14 protein-coding genes are annotated in these 17,273 nt (G+C 71.6%); 8 read left to right on the forward strand and 6 right to left on the reverse strand.

The genetic code is table 11. The features are described 5' to 3' along the window. Positions 1-142 precede the first annotated feature (142 nt). Both pepN (ABEA93_RS19675) and pepN (ABEA93_RS19680) read right to left on the reverse strand, forming a co-directional pair. Complete coding sequence (gene pepN, locus ABEA93_RS19675; protein ID WP_345676928.1) at positions 143-2,701, reverse strand: aminopeptidase N; 2,559 nt, start codon at positions 2,699-2,701, stop codon at positions 143-145. Positions 2,702-2,789: 88 nt separating this feature from the next. Continuing rightward, on the reverse strand, positions 2,790-5,384 hold the full coding sequence (pepN, locus tag ABEA93_RS19680) for an aminopeptidase N (protein WP_345676929.1): 2,595 nt from the start codon (positions 5,382-5,384) through the stop codon (positions 2,790-2,792). A gap of 522 nt (positions 5,385-5,906) precedes the next feature. Between pepN (ABEA93_RS19680) and ABEA93_RS19685 the strand changes: the two genes are divergently transcribed. Next, a complete protein-coding gene (locus tag ABEA93_RS19685) occupies positions 5,907-6,524 on the forward strand; it encodes a mycothiol-dependent nitroreductase Rv2466c family protein (RefSeq protein ID WP_345676930.1) in 618 nt (205 codons plus the stop codon). Positions 6,525-6,823: 299 nt separating this feature from the next. Further along, positions 6,824-7,468 (forward strand): hypothetical protein, encoded by a 645-nt coding sequence (locus ABEA93_RS19690; protein WP_345676931.1) that lies wholly within the window; start codon positions 6,824-6,826, stop codon positions 7,466-7,468. A 172-nt stretch (positions 7,469-7,640) separates the two neighbouring features. Here the strand turns inward: ABEA93_RS19690 and ABEA93_RS19695 are convergent, their stop codons facing one another. Beyond that, positions 7,641-8,267, reverse strand: coding sequence for a superoxide dismutase (locus ABEA93_RS19695; RefSeq protein ID WP_345676932.1), 627 nt, complete (start codon positions 8,265-8,267; stop codon positions 7,641-7,643). 145 nt (positions 8,268-8,412) lie between these two features. On the opposite strand from ABEA93_RS19695, the gene ABEA93_RS19700 reads away from it, so the two are divergent. From ABEA93_RS19700 to ABEA93_RS19720, 5 genes are all read left to right on the forward strand, one after another. Beyond that, a complete protein-coding gene (locus ABEA93_RS19700; protein ID WP_345676933.1) occupies positions 8,413-9,813 on the forward strand; it encodes an aldehyde dehydrogenase family protein in 1,401 nt (466 codons plus the stop codon). Positions 9,814-9,951: 138 nt separating this feature from the next. Then, on the forward strand, positions 9,952-10,548 hold the full coding sequence (locus tag ABEA93_RS19705) for a biotin transporter BioY (protein WP_345676934.1): 597 nt from the start codon (positions 9,952-9,954) through the stop codon (positions 10,546-10,548). A 167-nt stretch (positions 10,549-10,715) separates the two neighbouring features. Then, entirely contained in the window at positions 10,716-11,309 is a 594-nt protein-coding gene (locus ABEA93_RS19710) for a hypothetical protein (RefSeq protein WP_345676935.1), read from the forward strand. Positions 11,310-11,374: 65 nt separating this feature from the next. Continuing rightward, positions 11,375-11,848, forward strand: coding sequence for a ribose-5-phosphate isomerase (locus ABEA93_RS19715; RefSeq protein ID WP_345676936.1), 474 nt, complete (start codon positions 11,375-11,377; stop codon positions 11,846-11,848). A 337-nt stretch (positions 11,849-12,185) separates the two neighbouring features. Next, entirely contained in the window at positions 12,186-13,019 is an 834-nt protein-coding gene (locus tag ABEA93_RS19720) for an Fpg/Nei family DNA glycosylase (RefSeq protein WP_345676937.1), read from the forward strand. A 7-nt stretch (positions 13,020-13,026) separates the two neighbouring features. Here the strand turns inward: ABEA93_RS19720 and ABEA93_RS19725 are convergent, their stop codons facing one another. Beyond that, entirely contained in the window at positions 13,027-14,238 is a 1,212-nt protein-coding gene (locus tag ABEA93_RS19725; protein WP_345676938.1) for a GNAT family N-acetyltransferase, read from the reverse strand. A 190-nt stretch (positions 14,239-14,428) separates the two neighbouring features. Between ABEA93_RS19725 and ABEA93_RS19730 the strand changes: the two genes are divergently transcribed. Then, a complete protein-coding gene (locus ABEA93_RS19730; protein WP_345676939.1) occupies positions 14,429-15,556 on the forward strand; it encodes a PP2C family protein-serine/threonine phosphatase in 1,128 nt (375 codons plus the stop codon). 164 nt (positions 15,557-15,720) lie between these two features. Here ABEA93_RS19730 and ABEA93_RS19735 read toward each other — a convergent pair whose 3' ends face one another. Both ABEA93_RS19735 and ABEA93_RS19740 read right to left on the reverse strand, forming a co-directional pair. Further along, positions 15,721-16,209 carry a glutathione peroxidase gene (locus ABEA93_RS19735; RefSeq protein ID WP_345676940.1) on the reverse strand — a complete coding sequence of 163 codons (489 nt, stop codon included), beginning with the start codon at positions 16,207-16,209 and terminating at the stop codon, positions 15,721-15,723. Further along, on the reverse strand, positions 16,206-17,132 hold the full coding sequence (locus ABEA93_RS19740) for an NAD-dependent epimerase/dehydratase family protein (RefSeq protein WP_345676941.1): 927 nt from the start codon (positions 17,130-17,132) through the stop codon (positions 16,206-16,208). Before ABEA93_RS19740 ends, ABEA93_RS19735 begins: the two co-directional genes overlap by 4 nt. Positions 17,133-17,273 lie beyond the last annotated feature (141 nt).

Below are 17,273 nucleotides of genomic sequence, written 5' to 3' on the forward strand. Positions count from 1 at the left end.
GCAGTGCATTCCTGTTGACCACGGCCCTACGGTACCCGTCGCGCCCCGCCCGGAACGCACCGGGGCACCGGACGGGTGACCCGTGTCCTCCCCGGCGCGGCCGGGCGGCGGGAAGCCGCCCGGCGCGCGGGGTGACGGCGGGTCAGGACGCCGCGGTGTCGCGTGCCTGCGCGCGCAGCGAACGGGCCACGCCGTCGCGGCTCTCCACGATCAGCCGGCGCAGTGCCGGGACCCGCTCCGCGCCGTCGAGCCACGCGTCCGTGCGGTCGAGGGTCTCCTGGGAGACCTGGACGGTCGGGTAGAACCCGAGCACGATCTGCTGGGCGATCTCGTTGGTGCGGGACGCCCACACGTCGGCGATCGCCGCGAAGTAGCGGTCGGTGTACTCGGCCAGCAGCTCGCGCTGGTCGGGCTGCCCGAAACCGCCGATGACCGCCGCCTGCGTGGCGTTCGGCAGCGCGTCGGATTCGACGACGGACGCCCACGCCTCGTCCTTGGCCTCGCGCGTCGGCCGCGCGGCCAGGCACGCCTGCGCGTTGCGCGCACCGGCCGCGGTGTCGTCGCGGACCCGCTCGGCGTCGATCTCCGGCTTGCCTGCCGCGCCGAGGGCCACCAGGCGCTGCAGGAACGCCCAGCGCAGGTCGGTGTCCACGGAGAGGCCGCCGATGCTCTCGGTGCCCGCCAGGAGGCCCTTGAGGAGGGCGGCCTGCTCGTCGGAGACGGCCACCGTGGCGAGGCAGCGCGCCCAGGCGAGCTGGTGGTCGCTGCCCGGCGCGGAGGAGCGCAGGTAGCCGACCGCGGCGTCGGCCAGCTTGGCGAGGCCCTCGGGGCGCCACGCCGGGTCGGCGAAGAGCTGGAGGGCGCTGGTCAGCTGGCGGTGCAGCGACCCGACGATGTTGATGTCCTTCTCCTGCCCGATCCCGGACAGCACCAGCGTCAGGTAGTCGCGGGCGGCCATCTCCGCGTCGCGCGTCATGTCCCACGCCGCGGCCCAGCACAGCGCGCGCGGCAGCGGCTCGGTGAACTCGCCGATGGCCTCGGTGACGACCTTCAGCGACGCCTCGTCGAGGCGGATCTTGCAGTACGTCAGGTCGTCGTCGTTGAGCAGCACGACGTCCGGCCGGGCCCGGCCGACCAGTTCGGCGACCTCGGTGCGCGGGCCCGACACGTCCAGCTCGACGCGGTGGGTCCGCACCAGCCCCGCATCGGTCCGGTCGTAAAAGCCGATCGCCATGCGGTGGGTGCGGATCGTCGGCCATGCCTCGGGGGCTTCCTGGAGCACCGCGAACGAGGTGACGACCCCGGCGTCGTCGGTGGCGATCTCCGGGCGCAGCGTGTTGATGCCGGCGGTCCGCAGCCACTCGGCGGACCATGCGGAGAGGTCGCGGCCGGACTCCTCTTCGAGCGCCTTCAGCAGGTCGGCGAGGGTGCTGTTGCCCCACGCGTGCCGCTTGAAGTAGGTGCGCACGCCCGCCATGAAGTGCTCGCTGCCGACGTAGGCGACGAGCTGCTTGAGGACGGAGGCGCCCTTGGCGTAGGTGATGCCGTCGAAGTTGACCTCGACGTCTTCGAGGTCGCGGATGTCCGCGAAGATCGGGTGCGTGGACGGCAGCTGGTCCTGCCGGTACGCCCACGTCTTCATGCGGTTGCCGAACGTCGCCCAGGCGTGCGTCCAGCGGGTGACCTCGGCCTGGCAGAGGATCGACGCGTAGGTGGCGAACGATTCGTTCAGCCACAGGTCGTCCCACCACTGCATGGTGACCAGGTCGCCGAACCACATGTGGGCCAGCTCGTGGAGGATCGTCTCGGCGCGGACCTCGTAGGAGGCGTCGGTGACCTTCGACCGGAAGACGTAGTCCTCCAGGATCGTCACGCAGCCCGCGTTCTCCATGGCGCCCGCGTTGTACTCGGGCACGAACAGCTGGTCGTACTTCGCGAACGGGTACGGGAAGTCGAACTGCTCGAGGAAGTAGTCGAAGCCCTGCTTCGTGACGTCGAAGATCGCGTCCGCGTCGAGGAACTCGGCGAGCGACGCGCGGCAGTACACCCCGAGCGGCACCACCGTGCCGTCGGCGGCGGTGTAGCTGTCGTGCACCCCGTGGTAGTGCCCGGCGACCAGCGCGGTGATGTACGTGGAGATCCGCGGGGTCGGCTCGAACGCCCACACCGCCGCGCCGTCGGCGCCGGCCGCGGGGGCGGGCGTCGGCGTCGGCGAGTTGCTGACCACCTGCCAGTCCGCCGGGGCGGTGATGGTGAACGCGAAGGTGGCCTTCAGGTCCGGCTGTTCGAAGTTGGCGAAGACACGGCGCGCGTCGGCGACCTCGAACTGCGTGTAGAGGTACGTCTTGTCGTCCACGGGGTCGACGAAGCGGTGCAGGCCCTCGCCGGTGTTCATGTAGGCGCAGTCGGCGACCACGCGCAGCTCGTTCCGCGCGGCGAGGCCGTCGAGGCGGATGCGGCTGTCCGCGAACGCCTTCGCGGGGTCGAGCGCCACGCCGTTGAGGACGATTTCGGTGACGGACGGCGCGATCAGGTCGACGAACGTCTCGGCCCCGGGTTCGGCGCAGGCGAACCGCACCGTCGTCTCGGAGGTGAACGTCGCGCCGGTGCCGGTCAGGTCGAGCGCGACGTCGTAGCCGTCGACGGTGAGGATCCGGGCCCGCTCGCGGGCTTCGTCACGGGTGAGGTTGGTACCGGGCACGCCGGTCGTCTCCTTCGGGTCGTCAGGTGGTTCGGGTGCGCTGCAGGTGCGCGTCGGATGCGCTTCGGCCGCGGGGGTCGGCCGCGGGTCAGGCCGTGGTCGGGCGGGCCGCCGGGTCCGCGGCCGTGTCGGCAGCATCCCCCGCGGCGGCGTCGCGCGCACGTGCTTTGAGGGCGCGGGCGGCGTCGTCGCGGCGTTCCAGCACCAGGCGGCGCAGTGCGGGCGCGTGGCCGTCGTCGGCGAGCCACGCGTCGGTGCGGCGCAGCAGCTCGGGCGACACGTCCGCCATCGGGTAGAGGCCGACCACGATGCGCCGGGCGATCTCGATGGACCGCTCGGCCCACACGCGGGTGAGGGCGGCGAAGTAGGGCTCGGTGTAGACGGACAGGCGGGCCGGGTCGGACGCGTGGGTGAAGCCGCGGATGACGGCGTCGACCATGGCGTTGGGCAGTTCGTCGCTGTCCACGACGGAGCGCCACGCTTCGGCCTTGCGCGCGGGGTCGTCGAGGGCGGCGAGGCAGGCGGCGGCGTGCTGGCGGCCGGCGACGGTGGCGTCCTGCTGCAGCACGGCGGCGATGTCGGCGGCGTCGGCGTAGCCCTCGGCGGCGAGGGTTTCGGTGAACAGCCAGGTCAGCTCGTCGTCGACGTCGAGGCCCTCGATCGTTTCGTCGCGGGCCGCGAGGGCGCGGAGGAACGTCAGGTCGTCCGCGGAGATCGCGGTGCGGCCGAAGCAGCGGGCCCAGGCCAGCTGGTGGTCGCTGCCGGGCGCGGCGGCGCGCAGTTCGCGGAGCGCGCCCGCGGCCAGGTGGGCGCGGGCGGCGGCGCGGCGGTCCGGGTCGACGTACAGCTCGAGTGCGGATTCGGCCTGTTCGAGGACCATCTGCACGACGGCGACGCGCTGTTCCCCGGCGGCGTGGCGCAGCACCAGGCCGGCGAACTCGCGGGCGGGCAGGTCGGCGTCGCGGGTGAGGTTCCACATCGCCGACCAGCACAGCGCGCGGGCCAGCGGGTCGTCGAGGTCGGACAGGCGGGTCGTGACGGTGGCGAGGGAGGCCTCGTCGAAGCCGATCTTGCAGTAGGTGAGGTCTTCGTCGTTGAGCAGGATCAGCGCCGGGCGCGGGCTGCCGACCAGGTCGGGGACCTCGGTGCGGTCGCCGGTGATGTCGACCTCGGTGCGGCCGGTGCGGGTGAGGCGGCCGTCGCCGGTGTCGTCGTACCGTCCGACGACGATGCGGTGCGGGCGGGCCGGCTCGCCTTCCTGGCGGACCGCGAACGCGGTGACGGTGCCGGACGCGTCGGTCTCGATCTCGGGCACCAGTCGGTTGACGCCGGTGGTCTCCAGCCAGGCCTTCGACCAGGCGGACAGGTCGCGGCCGCTTTCCTGCTCCAGCACGGACAGCAGGTCGACGAGGCTGGTGTTGCCGTAGGCGTGCCGCCGGAAGTAGGCGCGGGCGCCCGCGTAGAACGCGTCCGGGCCGACGTAGGCGACGAGCTGCTTGAGGACCGACGCCCCCTTCGCATACGTGATGCCGTCGAAGTTGAGCATGGCGTCTTCGAGGTCGCGGATGTCCGCGACGATCGGGTGCGTCGTCGGCAGCTGGTCCTGCCGGTACGCCCACGCCTTGCGCCGGATCGCGAACGACACCCACGAGTCGGGGTATTCGGTCGCCTCGGCGACGGCGGCGGTGCCCATGTAGTCGGCGAAGGACTCCTTGAGCCACAGGTCGTCCCACCAGCGCATGGTGACGAGGTCGCCGAACCACATGTGCGCCATCTCGTGCAGGACGGTGTTGGCGCGGCCTTCGTAGGCGGCTTCGGTGACCTTGGACCGGAACACGTACTCGTCACGGAAGGTGACACAGCCCGGGTTCTCCATCGCGCCGATGTTGTATTCGGGGACGAAGACCTGGTCGTACTTGCCGAACGGGTAGTCGATCTCGAACCGGTCGGCGCGGTGGAAGAATCCGAACCCGCTCTTGGTCTGCCGGAACAGCCTTTCGGCGTCCAGGTGTTCGGCCAGCGAGGCGCGGCAGAGCAGCCCGAGCGGGATGGTTTGTCCGTCGCCCTCGTAGACATCGCGCACGACGTGGTAGTCGCCGGCGGCGATCGCGGTGATGTAGGTGGAGATCCGGGCAGTGGGCTCGAAGACCCACTTGCCCGCCTGCGGCCCGGCGGGCTCGCGGCCGGCCTCCGGGGCGTTCGAGACGACGGTCCAGTGCTCCGGTGCCACGACCTCGAAGGCGAACGAGGCCTTCAAGTCCGGCTGTTCGAAGTTGGCGTAGAGCCGCCGGGCGTCGGCGGGCTCGAAGTGCGTGTACGTGTAGACCTTGCCGTCGGCCGGGTCCTCGAACCGGTGCAGCCCCTGCCCGGTGTGGCTGTACGCGCACGAGGCGACGACCCGCAGCTCGTTCTCCGCCGCCAGGCCGTCGAGCGCGATCCGGGCGCCGTCGAACACGCTCGCCGGGTCCAGCTCGCGCCCGTTGAGCGTGACACTGTGCACCTCGGGTGCCAGCAGATCCGCAAACGACGCCGCCCCCGGCTCCGCGCAGGCGAACCGGACGACCGTCTCGGACCGGAACGTCTTCTCCCCGCGGGTCAGATCGAGCGCGATCCGGTAACTCTCCACGTCCAGGAGCCGCGCCCGCTCCCGGGCCTCGTCACGCGTCAGGTTCTTACCGGGCACGGGTCACGCTCCAGGTATCGAATTCCGGCACAGGTCACCACGAGGCCGGCGATGTTTGCACCGCCCCCGTCATCTCCCGCGATCCTTTCACGGCCCTCCCGAATCCCTCCCGAAACGGCACGGGGTGCGGAGAGGCGGTGCCGATGGCAACCGTGTCACCAGGGTCCGGGGCACAGCCGTGAGCTACCGCGTTGCGTATGGGCCCGGCGCCTCCAAGGCGCTCGACAGCATGCCCGCGTCACCGCGCCAGTCGTTCGATCGCGCGACGGACGCCGTCGCCCGCGACCCCGACGGCTCGGGCTCCAGCGCCGTCCGCGGCGAACGCGGCCACCGGGATGCCGCCGTCGCGGGTGCTTCGTCGTCTACTACGTCAGCCGGTCGGTGCTGACGGTCACGGTGGTGCGAATCCAGCACATGCAGCTCCTCGCGGGGCCGAAGTTGCCGGCCCGGTGTGGAATGTGTCCCGGGGATGGGTGGTTGAACTCGCAAGGACCTGAGTTCACCCGGGAGAGGAACCGAATTTTGTCTGCGACTGAGCGTGACCAAGCGCACTTCTGGTTCGACCCGCTGTGTCCGTGGGCGTGGATGACCTCGCGGTGGATGCTCGAGGTCGAGAAGGTGCGTCCGGTGGATGTCACCTGGCACGTCATGAGCCTGTCCGTGCTCAACGAGAACCGGGACGACCTGCCGGAGCGGTACGTCAAGCTCATGGCGGAAGGCTGGGGTCCCGTCCGCGTCTGCATCGCGGCCGAGCAGAAGTACGGCAGCGAGGTGCTCGGCCCGCTCTACACCGCGCTCGGCACCCGGCACCACCCCGGCGGGCGGCCGTACGACCGCGCGACGATCGAAGAGGCGCTCGAAGAGGCCGGGCTGCCCCGCGACCTCGCCGACGCCGCGGACTCGACGGAGTACGACGAGGCGCTGCGTGCGTCCCACGCGGAAGGCATCGGCCTCGTCGGCGAGGACGTCGGCACCCCCGTCGTCGCCGTCAACGGCGTCGCGTTCTTCGGCCCGGTCGTCACCCCCGCGCCCAAGGGCGAAGCGGCCGGCAAGCTCTGGGACGGCTGTGTCCTGGTCGCCGGCACCCCGGGGTTCTACGAGATCAAGCGCACCCGTACGCAGGGCCCGATCTTCGACTGAGCCACCCGGTACGCCACCCGGAGCCGGGGCCGCGGCACTCCTGCGGTCCCGGCTCCGGCATGCGATCCTGCGGACGGCGACCTCGCGCACCGCTCGAATCTACAGATCGTGACGTACCCCAATAAACTGGACAGATGACCTCGCCTGACCGCTCGACGCCCCCGGCGACGCCATTCGCACGCCCAAGCGCGCGCCCGCTCGTGCGTACCGCGCGCAAGGGCCGCCCGGACCCCAGCACGCCCAACGGGAACAACCCGTTCGGGTCCCGGCGCCCGGGTATCCGCGACCGATTCTTCTCCGTGGCCCTGCGTCCCACCGCCGCCGCCTGGCGGCTGACCGGGCTGCGGCACAGCGCGGCGACCCTGCGGCACTACTACGGCCGGACGGGCGGCCGCTTCGAGATCGACCCGGTCGGTCCGCTGGAGACCACCCCCTTCCGCAAGGTCGCCGACCGGCACCTGGAGGAGTGGCGCGATTTCGCCGTCGAGCGGTGGCGGCGCAGCGGCGGTGTGCTCCGCGACTTCGACGCGACGACGAACTGGCACGGCGTCCGCATCGGCAAAGGCGACAACCTCGACTGGTGGCTGGCCCTGCGCGGCCTGCAATACCGGATGACCGGGCGCGTGCACGTCGGGGACGACGGGGGCGCGGGCGAGGTCCGCATCGTCTACCGGGTCGAGGTCTACAAGGACTGGGGCTTCGACAAGGGCGAGGACGAGTACGGCCTGTCCTTCACCCCGCTCGCCCTCCTGCACGAGGCCGGGCTGGCCCGCGAGTACACCGTCGTCGGGCGCAGCCGGCCGCTGGGCTGGCGCAGCACCGCCGAGCTGGGTGCGCCGGGGGAGGGCGAGGAGATCCCGGACCCGCCGCAGGACCGGCCCGGACGGGAAGCCGCGCACGATCACTGGGCAGTGGACCGGGCGGGAGTGCGGGAGCGGCGATAGGGCGCCCGTGCGTACACAGCAGGCGAGAGACCCCCGTGCGATCCCGCGCGGGGGTCTCTCGTTCCGGCCCTGCGGAAGCTGATGTTGGGAAGACGATCAGTTCGCGGGGACCTCGCCGGAGGTCACGTCCCTCCGGGCGTCTGTGCGGTGCCGGCGATCCCGGCGATGCTGATCAGACCAGCGAACCGGCGGCCTTCGCCCGGGCCAGCCGGCCCGCCACGTCCGGCCAGTTCACGATCTTCCACATCGCGTCCACGAAGTCCGGCTTCACGTTCTTGTACTGCAGGTAGAACGCGTGCTCCCAGGCATCGAACACGAGCAGCGGGATCGACCCCTGCCCGATGTTCCCCTGGTGGTCGTACACCTGCTCGACGATCAGGCGCTGCCCCAGCGGCTCCCAGGCGAGCACGCCCCAGCCGGAGCCCTGCGTGGTCGCGGTGGCCTTGGTCAGCTGGTTCTTGAACTTGGCGAAGCCGCCGAGGTGTTCGTCGATGGCCTCGCGGAGTTCGCCTTCCGCGCCGTCCTTCCCGGGTTCGCCGCCGCCGTCGCCCGACATGTTCGTCCAGTAGATGGAGTGCAGGACGTGTCCGGCGAGGTGGAAGGCGAGCGTGCGCTCCAGGCCGACGATGCCGCCGAGCTGGTCCTTGTCGCGGGCTTCGGCGAGCTGGTCCAGCGTGTCGTTGGCGCCCTTGACGTACGCCGCGTGGTGCTTGTCGTGGTGCAGCTCGATGATCTGGCCGCTGATGACGGGTTCGAGCGCCGCGTAGTCGTAGGGAAGCTCGGGCAGGGTGTAGGCCATCGGTTCCTCCGAGAGTGACGCAGTTGCAAGTTACTTGCAATAAGAGATCTTAGGCAAGAGCACGCGCGGGGCGTTCGAGGGGTGACCTTGCGGCGCGCCGGACGTACGGTGCGACGAGGCAAAACACGGAGGAGGGCCTACGGGCATGGCAGTTACCGCGTACGAATCCCTCTACATCGACGGCGCTTGGACGCCGTCCTCGGGCACCGCGGCCATCGAGGTCGTCGACCCGGCCACCGAACAGGTCCACGCGACCGTCCCGGACGGCACCGCCGAGGACGTCGACCGCGCCGTCGCCGCGGCCCGCCGCGCCTTCCCGGGCTGGGCCGCGACGCCGCCCGCCGAGCGCGCCGCCCACCTCGCCAAGGTCCGCGACCTGCTGACCGAGCGCCTGGGCGAGATGGCCGAGGCGATCGTCCGCGACATCGGCGCCCCCGCGCCCATCGCGCAACGCGTGCACGTCGGCCTGCCGATCGGTGTGCTCGGCACCTACGTGGCGCTCGCCGAGGAATTCGCGTGGGAGGAGCAGATCGGCACGTCGCTCGTGGTCCGCGAGCCCGTCGGCGTCGTCGGCGCGATCACGCCGTGGAACTACCCGCTCCACCAGATCACCAACAAGATCGGTCCCGCGCTCGCGGCCGGCTGCACCGTCGTGCTCAAGCCCAGCGAGGTCGCGCCGTCCGCGGCCTACGTGTTCTTCAAGATCCTGCACGACGCAGGCATCCCGGCCGGCGTCGTCAACCTGGTCTCCGGCACCGGCCCGGTCGTCGGCGAAGCGATCGCCGCGCACCCGGACGTCGACATGGTCTCCTTCACCGGGTCGACACGTGCCGGCACCCGCGTCGCCGCGCTCGCCGCGCCCACCGTCAAGCGCGTCGCGCTGGAACTCGGCGGCAAGTCCGCCAACGTCATCCTGCCCGGCGCCGACCTGGAGAAGGCCGTCCGCAGCGGCGTCACCGGCGCCTACCTCAACTCCGGCCAGACGTGCAGCGCGCTGACCCGCATGCTCGTGCACCGCGACGAGTACGACCGCGCGCTGGAACTCGCGGCCGAGACCGCCGCGGCGATGACGGACAAGCTCGGACCGCTGGTCTCCGCCGTGCAGTTCGACCGCGTGCAGGGCTACATCACCAAGGGCATCGACGAAGGCGCCCGCGTCGTCGCCGGCGGACCCGGCCGGCCGGACGGCGTCGAGACCGGCTACTACGTCCAGCCGACGGTGTTCGCCGACGTCACCCCGGAGATGACGATCGCGCGCGAGGAGATCTTCGGCCCGGTGCTGTCGGTGCTGCCCTACGACACCGCGGAGGAGGCCGAGCGGATCGCCAACGACACGCCCTACGGCCTGTCCGGCGCGGTATGGGCGCCCACCCGGGAAGAAGCCGTCGCCTTCGCGCGCAAGCTGCGCACCGGGCAGGTCGAGGTCAACGGCGGCGCGTTCAACCCGCTCGCGCCGTTCGGCGGCTACAAGCAGTCCGGGAACGGGCGCGAGCTGGGCCGTTTCGGGTTGGAGGAGTACCTGGAGGTCAAGTCGCTGCAGCTGTAGGCGGCGGCCGGCGCGCTGCCGGCTGCGGTGCCCGACAACGATCCCGCGGGTTCGTTGTCGGGCACCGGCATGAACGGTCGTTAACGCGGTTCGATACGTTCGCTGGCGTCCCGCAACTGATCGAGTGTGGAGTCTCCAGTGAGCACTGCCCTGCCCGGCGCTTCCCTCCCCGTCCTCGCCGACCTCGTCCCCGCGCGCGTCTTCCGCGGCGCCCGGGTCCGCGACGCGGCCCTCGTCGTCGGCGCAGCCGGCTTCGTCGGCCTGGCCGCCCAGGTCTCCGTCGCCGTGCCCGGCTCACCCGTCCCGGTGACCGGCCAGACCTTCGCCGTACTCCTCGCCGGCACCGCCCTCGGCGCCTGGCGCGGCCTCGCCGCCATGGCGCTGTACCTGGCCGCCGGCGCGGCGGGCATGCCGTGGTTCGCCGAAGGCACGTCCGGCACCGGCATGCCGACCCTCGGCTACGTCCTCGGCTTCGTCCTCGCCGCCCCGCTGGCCGGCGCGCTCGCCCGGCGCGGCGCCGACCGCGGGCCACTGCGCACCGCCGGGATCATGCTGCTCGGCAACGCCGTGATCTACGCGGTCGGGCTGGCCTACCTCGCGCACGACCTGGGGATCGGGCTCGACAAGGCGTACGAGATCGGCATGAAGAACTACCTGCTCGGCGACGCGCTCAAGATCGCGCTCGCGATGGGGCTGCTGCCGGCCGCGTGGAAGCTCGCGGGGCGCCGGGGCTGACGCTCGCCTTCTCGGAACCGCCGATTCGCCCGGATGTTCGGGCGGGTCGGCGGTTTCGTCGTTTCTCGCTTGCGTGTTCGGCCCGCGGGCCCGCGGCTTGCTGCATTCCCGCGGCGGGTTTCCGCCGAGTCTTCCGGGGCACCGACCGGGCGGCCTAGCATCCGGTCATGAACACGGGTCGGACACAACGCACGGTGTTGGCCGGTACGTTCACGGCCTTTCTGCTGGCCGCCGGACTCGGCAACCAATGGGTCTACAACAAACTCCTCGACCACATCAGGGTCGGGGACAACTCCGGCTGGCAGCTGCTGGCACGGATCTCGTTCCCGCACTGGGTGGTCGACAAGAGCGGCAAGTTCGAAGGACTGCCGTCGAAGACCATGACCGGGATGCTGGTCGGTGCCGTCCTGCTGATCGTCGCCGTCGCGATCGTCATCGCCATCGCCGCCCGGCGGGACGGGTTCAGCGCCGTCATCACGGGCTGGTTCGCCACCGTCGTCGGCGGGGCCGTGTACGGCATCGCGCTGGTGACGATCGCGGGCAGCAACTTCGTCTCCGGGCGCCGGTCGCTCGACACGTTCCTGACGTTCACCAGCGAAGGCGCCGGGTTCGGACTGCTGGTCGGGTGGGTCGTCGGGATCGCCTGCGCGCTCGCGGCGGGCCCCGGCGGCGGTTATGCGGCCACGTCGTCGTACGCCCCGCCGACGTCGGCACCGCCGTACCCCCAGAACCCTCCGTCGGGAGGCGGTTACCGGTACTGACCGAAGCACACCAGACCGGACCCCCGCGGCGTGAAGCTGCCGCGGGGGCCTGAGACACTGCTGTCATGCGTGTTTACCTCGGCTCGGACCACGCCGGTTTCGACCTCAAGCAGCACCTCATCGCGTGGCTGACCGCCAACGGCCACGAGGCCGTCGACTGCGGCCCCGGCGTCCAGGCTGACGCCTACGACTACCCGGTCTTCTGCCTGCGCGCGGGCGAAGCCGTGGCGAAGGACCCGGGCAGCCTCGGCATCGTCATCGGCGGCTCCGGCAACGGCGAGCAGATCGCCGCCAACAAGGTCAAGGGCATCCGTGCCGCGCTCGTGTGGCGCGAGGACATCGCCGCGCTGGCCCGCGAGCACAACAACGCCAACGTGATCAGCATCGGCGCGCGCATGCACACCGACGACGAGGCCGCCAAGTTCGTCGAGGTCTTCCTCGCCACGCCGTTCTCCGAGGCACCGCGGCACATCAAGCGCATCGACCAGATGAGCGCGTACGAGCAGACCGGCGAACTCCCGCCGCTGCCGGAAGCCTGATCCCCCCTCGCCCTCTTCAACCCTCAGCCCCGGCCCGGCCGGGCGGCTTCGGCCGCCCGGCCGGGCCGGCGGCGTTGTGGGTGGGTTGTCCACAGCGGGGTGATTTTTGGTGGGGCGGGGTGGGGTGGCGGGGGAGACTGGTGGCACCGGGTTGGTTGGTGATCCGGTGTGTGGTGGGGGCGGGGGAGGGGCCTTCGACACAAGTCCGAATCCCGCAGATGGTGGGAGGAGGGAGGGCCCTGTGAAAGGGCGGAATGGGATGTCGGTCCCGGCCGTTAGATTTCGGGGGGTCAGGGGGGTGCCCTGCTCACCCGAGGACCCGGAAAGGGAGACACGAGTGCCCGAAGGCCACACCATCCACCGCCTCGCCGACGACCACGCCGAGCGGTTCGCCGGCCGTACCGTCGAGCTGTCCAGCCCCCAAGGCCGCTTCGCCGACGGTGCCAAGCTTCTCGACGGCGAGGTGATGGTCGGGGCCGAAGCACACGGCAAGCACCTGTTCCTGGAGTTCCCCGGCGAGCGGTGGATCCACGTGCACCTCGGGCTGGCCGGGATCTTCCGGTTCGGCGCGTTCGCCGACGGGGTCGACGAGCCCGGCCCGATCGAGGGCGTCGTCCGGCTGCGGATGGTCGGCGACCGGGTCTGGTCCGACCTGCGCGGCCCCAACCAGTGCCGGATCGTCACCCGCACCGAGAAGGACGCGGTGCACGCGAGGCTCGGCCCCGACCCGCTCAGGGCCGACGCCGACCCCGCCGAGGCCTGGGCCCGCATAACGAAGAGCACCAAGCCCATCGCCGAGCTGCTCATGGACCAGAAGGTCCTGGCCGGGGTCGGCAACGTCTACCGCGCCGAGGCCTTGTTCCGGGCCGGACTCGACCCGCACCAGCCCGGGCGCACGGTGACGCGCGCCACCTGGGACGACATCTGGGACGACCTCGTCGAGCTGATGGCCGAAGGCGTCCGGGTCAACCGCATCGACACCGTCCGCCCCGAGCACACGCCCGAGGCGATGGGCCGCGAACCGCGCAAGGACGACCACGGCGGCGAGGTGTACGTCTACCGCCGCACCGGCATGCCCTGCCTGATCTGCGACACCGAGGTCCGCATCGAGGAGCTGGCCGGCCGGAACCTGTTCTGGTGCCCGACCTGCCAGCCCAAGACCGCCGCGTAACCGGCAGTCAGAACCCCATCGACAACCACGGCGCGACATCGCCGCGGAACGCCCGCCCCAGCCGCTCCACCGCCCCCGTCCGCACCTCGTCGATCCGTCCTGCCGCGGCCAGCGACGACGCGCTCACCCCGCCCAGGAACAGCGACCCCAGCTCGCGCACGTCCACGGCGGCATCGGCCGCGTCGGAGGTCCGCTCGCAGCGCGCCCCCGACGCGTCGCCGGACAACCGCCACCGCCCCGCGTTCCACGGGCAGAACTCGTCCGCCACTTCCAGCACCAGGTCCACCGGCGTCGCATACGTCCGCGACGCCAGCGCCCGCCCCACGTCGACCAATCGCACGAACAGATCGTCCGACAGCGATGGTTCGGCCGCGCGGGGGTCCGCCAGCAGGTGCAGCAGCGGGTCGTCCACCGGCAGCGAGGACACCGCGACCGTCCGCATGAGATCCAGGTCGAACAGGTAGCGCCACAGCGCCGCCCGGGCCGCCGGATCCGTCGCGAGGCACTCGCGGACCCGCGTGGTGCCGTTCGCGTTGTCCGCGTCCGTCCACGACGGAGCCGTCGCGTAGTACGCATAGCCGCGCACCCGGCCGTCCCGTTCGGCCACCACGCACCGCAGCGGCGAAGCGCCGTTCCGCTTGTCGGGCGCGTCCAGCACCTTGCGCCGCTCCCACGCGCCCGTGCGGGCGATGAACCCGGGCCGGGTCGGAGCGAGTTCGCGGAACACCTCCAGGCAGTCCGGCAGCGCTTCGAACGGGTCGGCGAGCCGGAGCCGCACCGCCGGGTCCGGCAGCGGAAGCCCGGATGCGTCGCCCACCCGCGGGGAGCGCAACGACATCGCCCAGGTCGCCAAGCCGTAGCCGAAGCGGCCGTAGATCGCCGGTTCGGACGCGGTCAGCGCGGCGATGGCCTCGCCGCCGTTCTCGTACAGGTCGTCGAGCTGGTACCGCATCATCGCGCGCAGCCCGCCCCGCCGCCGGTGGGTGGGCAGCATGCCGACCGCGGTCACTCCGGCCACCGGCACCGCCGCACCGCCCGGAACGGTCATCGAGAAACCGAACGAAGCGGTGCTTCCCACCAGCCGGTCGCCGTCGAAGACGCCGATACAGCGCTCCGGTTCGCGGATCGCCCTCCCGAACTCGCGGTGTTCCGCGGGCTCCTCCTCCCCGAAGGCGAGCGCGTCGATCTCCTCCCACGCCTCCCATTCGCCGTCGGCCACCGGGCGGATCGTGAACGCCGGGCGGGGAACGGGACGGGCGGCGGGACGGGCATCAGAAGTCACCATGCCTGCTTACCAGGGACATAGTCGATATGGCGATTGATTTTCGGGCGGTACATACCGGTTGATCACCGAACCGCCGCTCCCGCATCCATCGACGTGGCGCGGACCGCTGGGTAGGGTCGCGCAAATGGCGGACACCCGGAGGTCGCAGCAGCCGCACCGCGGCCGGTGGTCCCGCCGACTCGGCCGTGTCGGGCGGCAGTTCACCCGCTGGCTGCGCCATTCCCTGGTGCCCTCCGACGGGTTCGTGTTCGTCCTGCTCCTCGGCATGGTCACCGCCTGCGGGTTGCTGCCCGCCGTGGACGGCTCGTGGTTCCCGGTGACGACGCTGGTGATCCCGATCGTCATAGGCGGCCTGCTGCTGCGCATGTCGAGCCTGCTGCTGCTCTACGGCGCGTGTGCGGGCGTACTGGTCGCCCAGGAACGCACCCGCGACCCCAACCACGTCACCCCCGGCGGCGTCGTGGTCATCGCCCTGGTGGCGTTCATGGTGCTGTTCGTCGCCCGCTACCGCACCCGCCTCGGCCTGCAGGGCACCCGCGGCGAATCCATGCTCTTCGACCTGCGCGACCGGCTGCGCGCACACGGACTGGTGCCCGAACTCCCGCCCCAGTGGGAGACCGACGTCGTGCTGCGGCCCGCCGGAGGGCAGGCGTTCTCCGGCGACTTCGTGGTCGCCACCCGCGGCCGCCGCGGCGGCCGGACGCTGGAGATCGCGCTCGTCGACGTCTCCGGCAAAGGCCTCGACGCCGGGACACGCGCCCTGCTGCTGTCCGGCGCCTTCGGCGGCCTGCTCGGCTCGCTCCCGGCACGCGGCTTCCTGCCCGCCGCCAACGAGTACCTCATCCGCCAGGGCTGGGACGAAGGCTTCGCCACCGCCGTGCACATCGCCGTCGACCTGGAGACCGGCGACTACGAACTCCTGTCCGCCGGACACCCGCCCGGCGCGCACTGGGTGGCGGGCACCGGCACCTGGGACATCCGCGAGGCCGAAGGCCCGCTGCTCGGCATCATCCCCGGCGCGGAATTCGACGGCGTCCGCGGCGTCCTCGGACCCGGCGACGCGCTCCTGCTGTTCACCGACGGCATGGTCGAAGTACCCGGCCAGGACATCGCCGTCGGCATCGACCGGCTCCTCGGCGAAGCCGACCGGCTGATCGCCGACGACTTCAAGGACGGCGCCCGGCGGATCGTCGACACGGCCGGCGCCAACCTCGCGGACGACCGGGCGGTCGTGCTCATCCGCCGGCACTGAAGCGACGGCCCGAAACGAACGGGCCCGAAAAACGACGGGCCCGAAACGACGAGCCCCCGGATTCCGCAGCCGCGGAACCGGGGGCGAGCAGCCGCCAAGCCCCGGAGCCGCGAAGCCCCGGAGCCGCGAAGCCCCGGAGCCGCGAAGCTCCGGGGCCGCCGACCTCAGACCAGCGCCGCCTCGACGGCCGCCACCAGCGCCGGGTCGTGCGGGTCCACCGTCGGACGGAACCGGCCGAGCACCGCGCCGTCCTTGCCGACCAGGAACTTCTCGAAGTTCCACTGGATGTCCCCGGCCGCGCCCTCGGCGTCCGCCGCCGCGGTGAGCGCGGTGTAGAGCGGGTGCCGCCCGTCGCCGTTGACCTCGATCTTCTCGGTCAGCGGGAACGTCACCCCGTAGGTGGTCGAGCAGAACTCCTGGATCTCGTCGGCCGACCCGGGCTCCTGGCCCATGAACTGGTTGCACGGCACGCCGACGACGGTGAAGCCGCGGTCGCCGTACTCCTTCTGGAGCTGCTCCAGTCCGGTGTACTGCGGGGTCAGGCCGCACTTCGACGCCACGTTGACGACCAGCGCCACCTTGCCGCCGGTCAGCGCACCCAGGGTGCCCGGGGTGCCGTCGAGAGCCGCGATGGAGGTGTCGAGCAGAGTCACTTCCGCGTTCCTTCCGTAGATTCCGTCCAGGCCTCGACCGTACGCCGGAACCCGTCGCGCCACGGCACCCGGCAGGGCCCCGTGAACGACATCCGCTTGGCGGTGTCCTGGATCTGGCCGCGCAGCGACCCGGGCTGCTCGACGACCTGCACGTCGACCGGCTTGCCGGTCAGCTCGCCGAAGTACGCCGACCATTCCTGCACGCTGACCGGGTCGTCCCCGCCCCAGTTGACCACCGTGGCCGGCGTCGACGCCGCGGCGAGCAGCGCCTCGGTCTGCGCGTTGATGTCGTCCTGGTGGATCGGGCTGTACATGCACGGGTCCCAGCGGGTCACCACCGGGCGGCCCTCCAGGATCGCCGCGAGGTGGTGCGTCGGCAGGCCGCCGTTGGGGCCGTAGGACGCGTTCATCCGGGCGATCGTCACCGGCAGGTCGAACGCTCGGGAGCAGAACCGGGCGACCGCTTCCTCGGCGGTCTTGGACACCGAGTACGTGGGGGAGTGCGCCACGTTGGCGTCGCCCAGCGCCGCCGTCTCCGCGTACACGTGCAGGGGGTCCTCGTGCGGACGCAGCACCGACGCCGTCGACATCACCAGCGCGGCCTTGGCCGTGCGGCAGTGCTGGAGGAGCAGCCCGGTGCCTTCGGCGTTGATCCGCAGCGCCTCGTCGTAGTCGATGCCGGCCGCCTGGAAGGTGGCCAGGTGCAGGACGTAGGTGAAGTCCTGCGGCAGGTCGGAGTAGTCCGGCGTGCCGAGGTCGACGGCGCGGGTGGTGACGCCGAGGGCGTCGACCTTCGCGCGGTCGTCGGGATTCGAGAAGCGGGCGATGCCCCACACCTCGTTGTCCTTGGCGAGGTACTCGGTCAGCGGATAGGCGATCTGGCCCGCCGGGCCGGTGATGAGGATCTTCTCGCCGGACAACATCGTGTAAGGCCTCCCTTAAGGATGCGGCGCAGGGATGTGACGATTCGTCATATCCAAGATCGGGCCACGAAACCAGGACCCGCCGGGCGTGACGCCCGCCGCACTCCGGCCCGGCGGGGCCGTGCTCGCCGAGCGCACCGA

This window comes from Yinghuangia aomiensis (genome assembly GCF_039542225.1).
Taxonomy (GTDB): Bacteria; Actinomycetota; Actinomycetes; order Streptomycetales; family Streptomycetaceae; genus Yinghuangia; species Yinghuangia aomiensis.

Excerpts from the sequence above, each read along its gene's own strand:
- ABEA93_RS19695 (WP_345676932.1), bottom strand. The coding sequence starts at position 8,267 with ATGGCCTACACCCTGCCCGAGCTTCCCTACGACTACGCGGCGCTCGAA.
- ABEA93_RS19700 (WP_345676933.1), top strand. The coding sequence starts at position 8,413 with ATGGCAGTTACCGCGTACGAATCCCTCTACATCGACGGCGCTTGGACG.
- ABEA93_RS19740 (WP_345676941.1), bottom strand. The coding sequence starts at position 17,132 with ATGTTGTCCGGCGAGAAGATCCTCATCACCGGCCCGGCGGGCCAGATC.
- ABEA93_RS19715 (WP_345676936.1), top strand. The coding sequence starts at position 11,375 with ATGCGTGTTTACCTCGGCTCGGACCACGCCGGTTTCGACCTCAAGCAG.
- ABEA93_RS19710 (WP_345676935.1), top strand. The coding sequence starts at position 10,716 with ATGAACACGGGTCGGACACAACGCACGGTGTTGGCCGGTACGTTCACG.
- ABEA93_RS19730 (WP_345676939.1), top strand. The coding sequence starts at position 14,429 with ATGGCGGACACCCGGAGGTCGCAGCAGCCGCACCGCGGCCGGTGGTCC.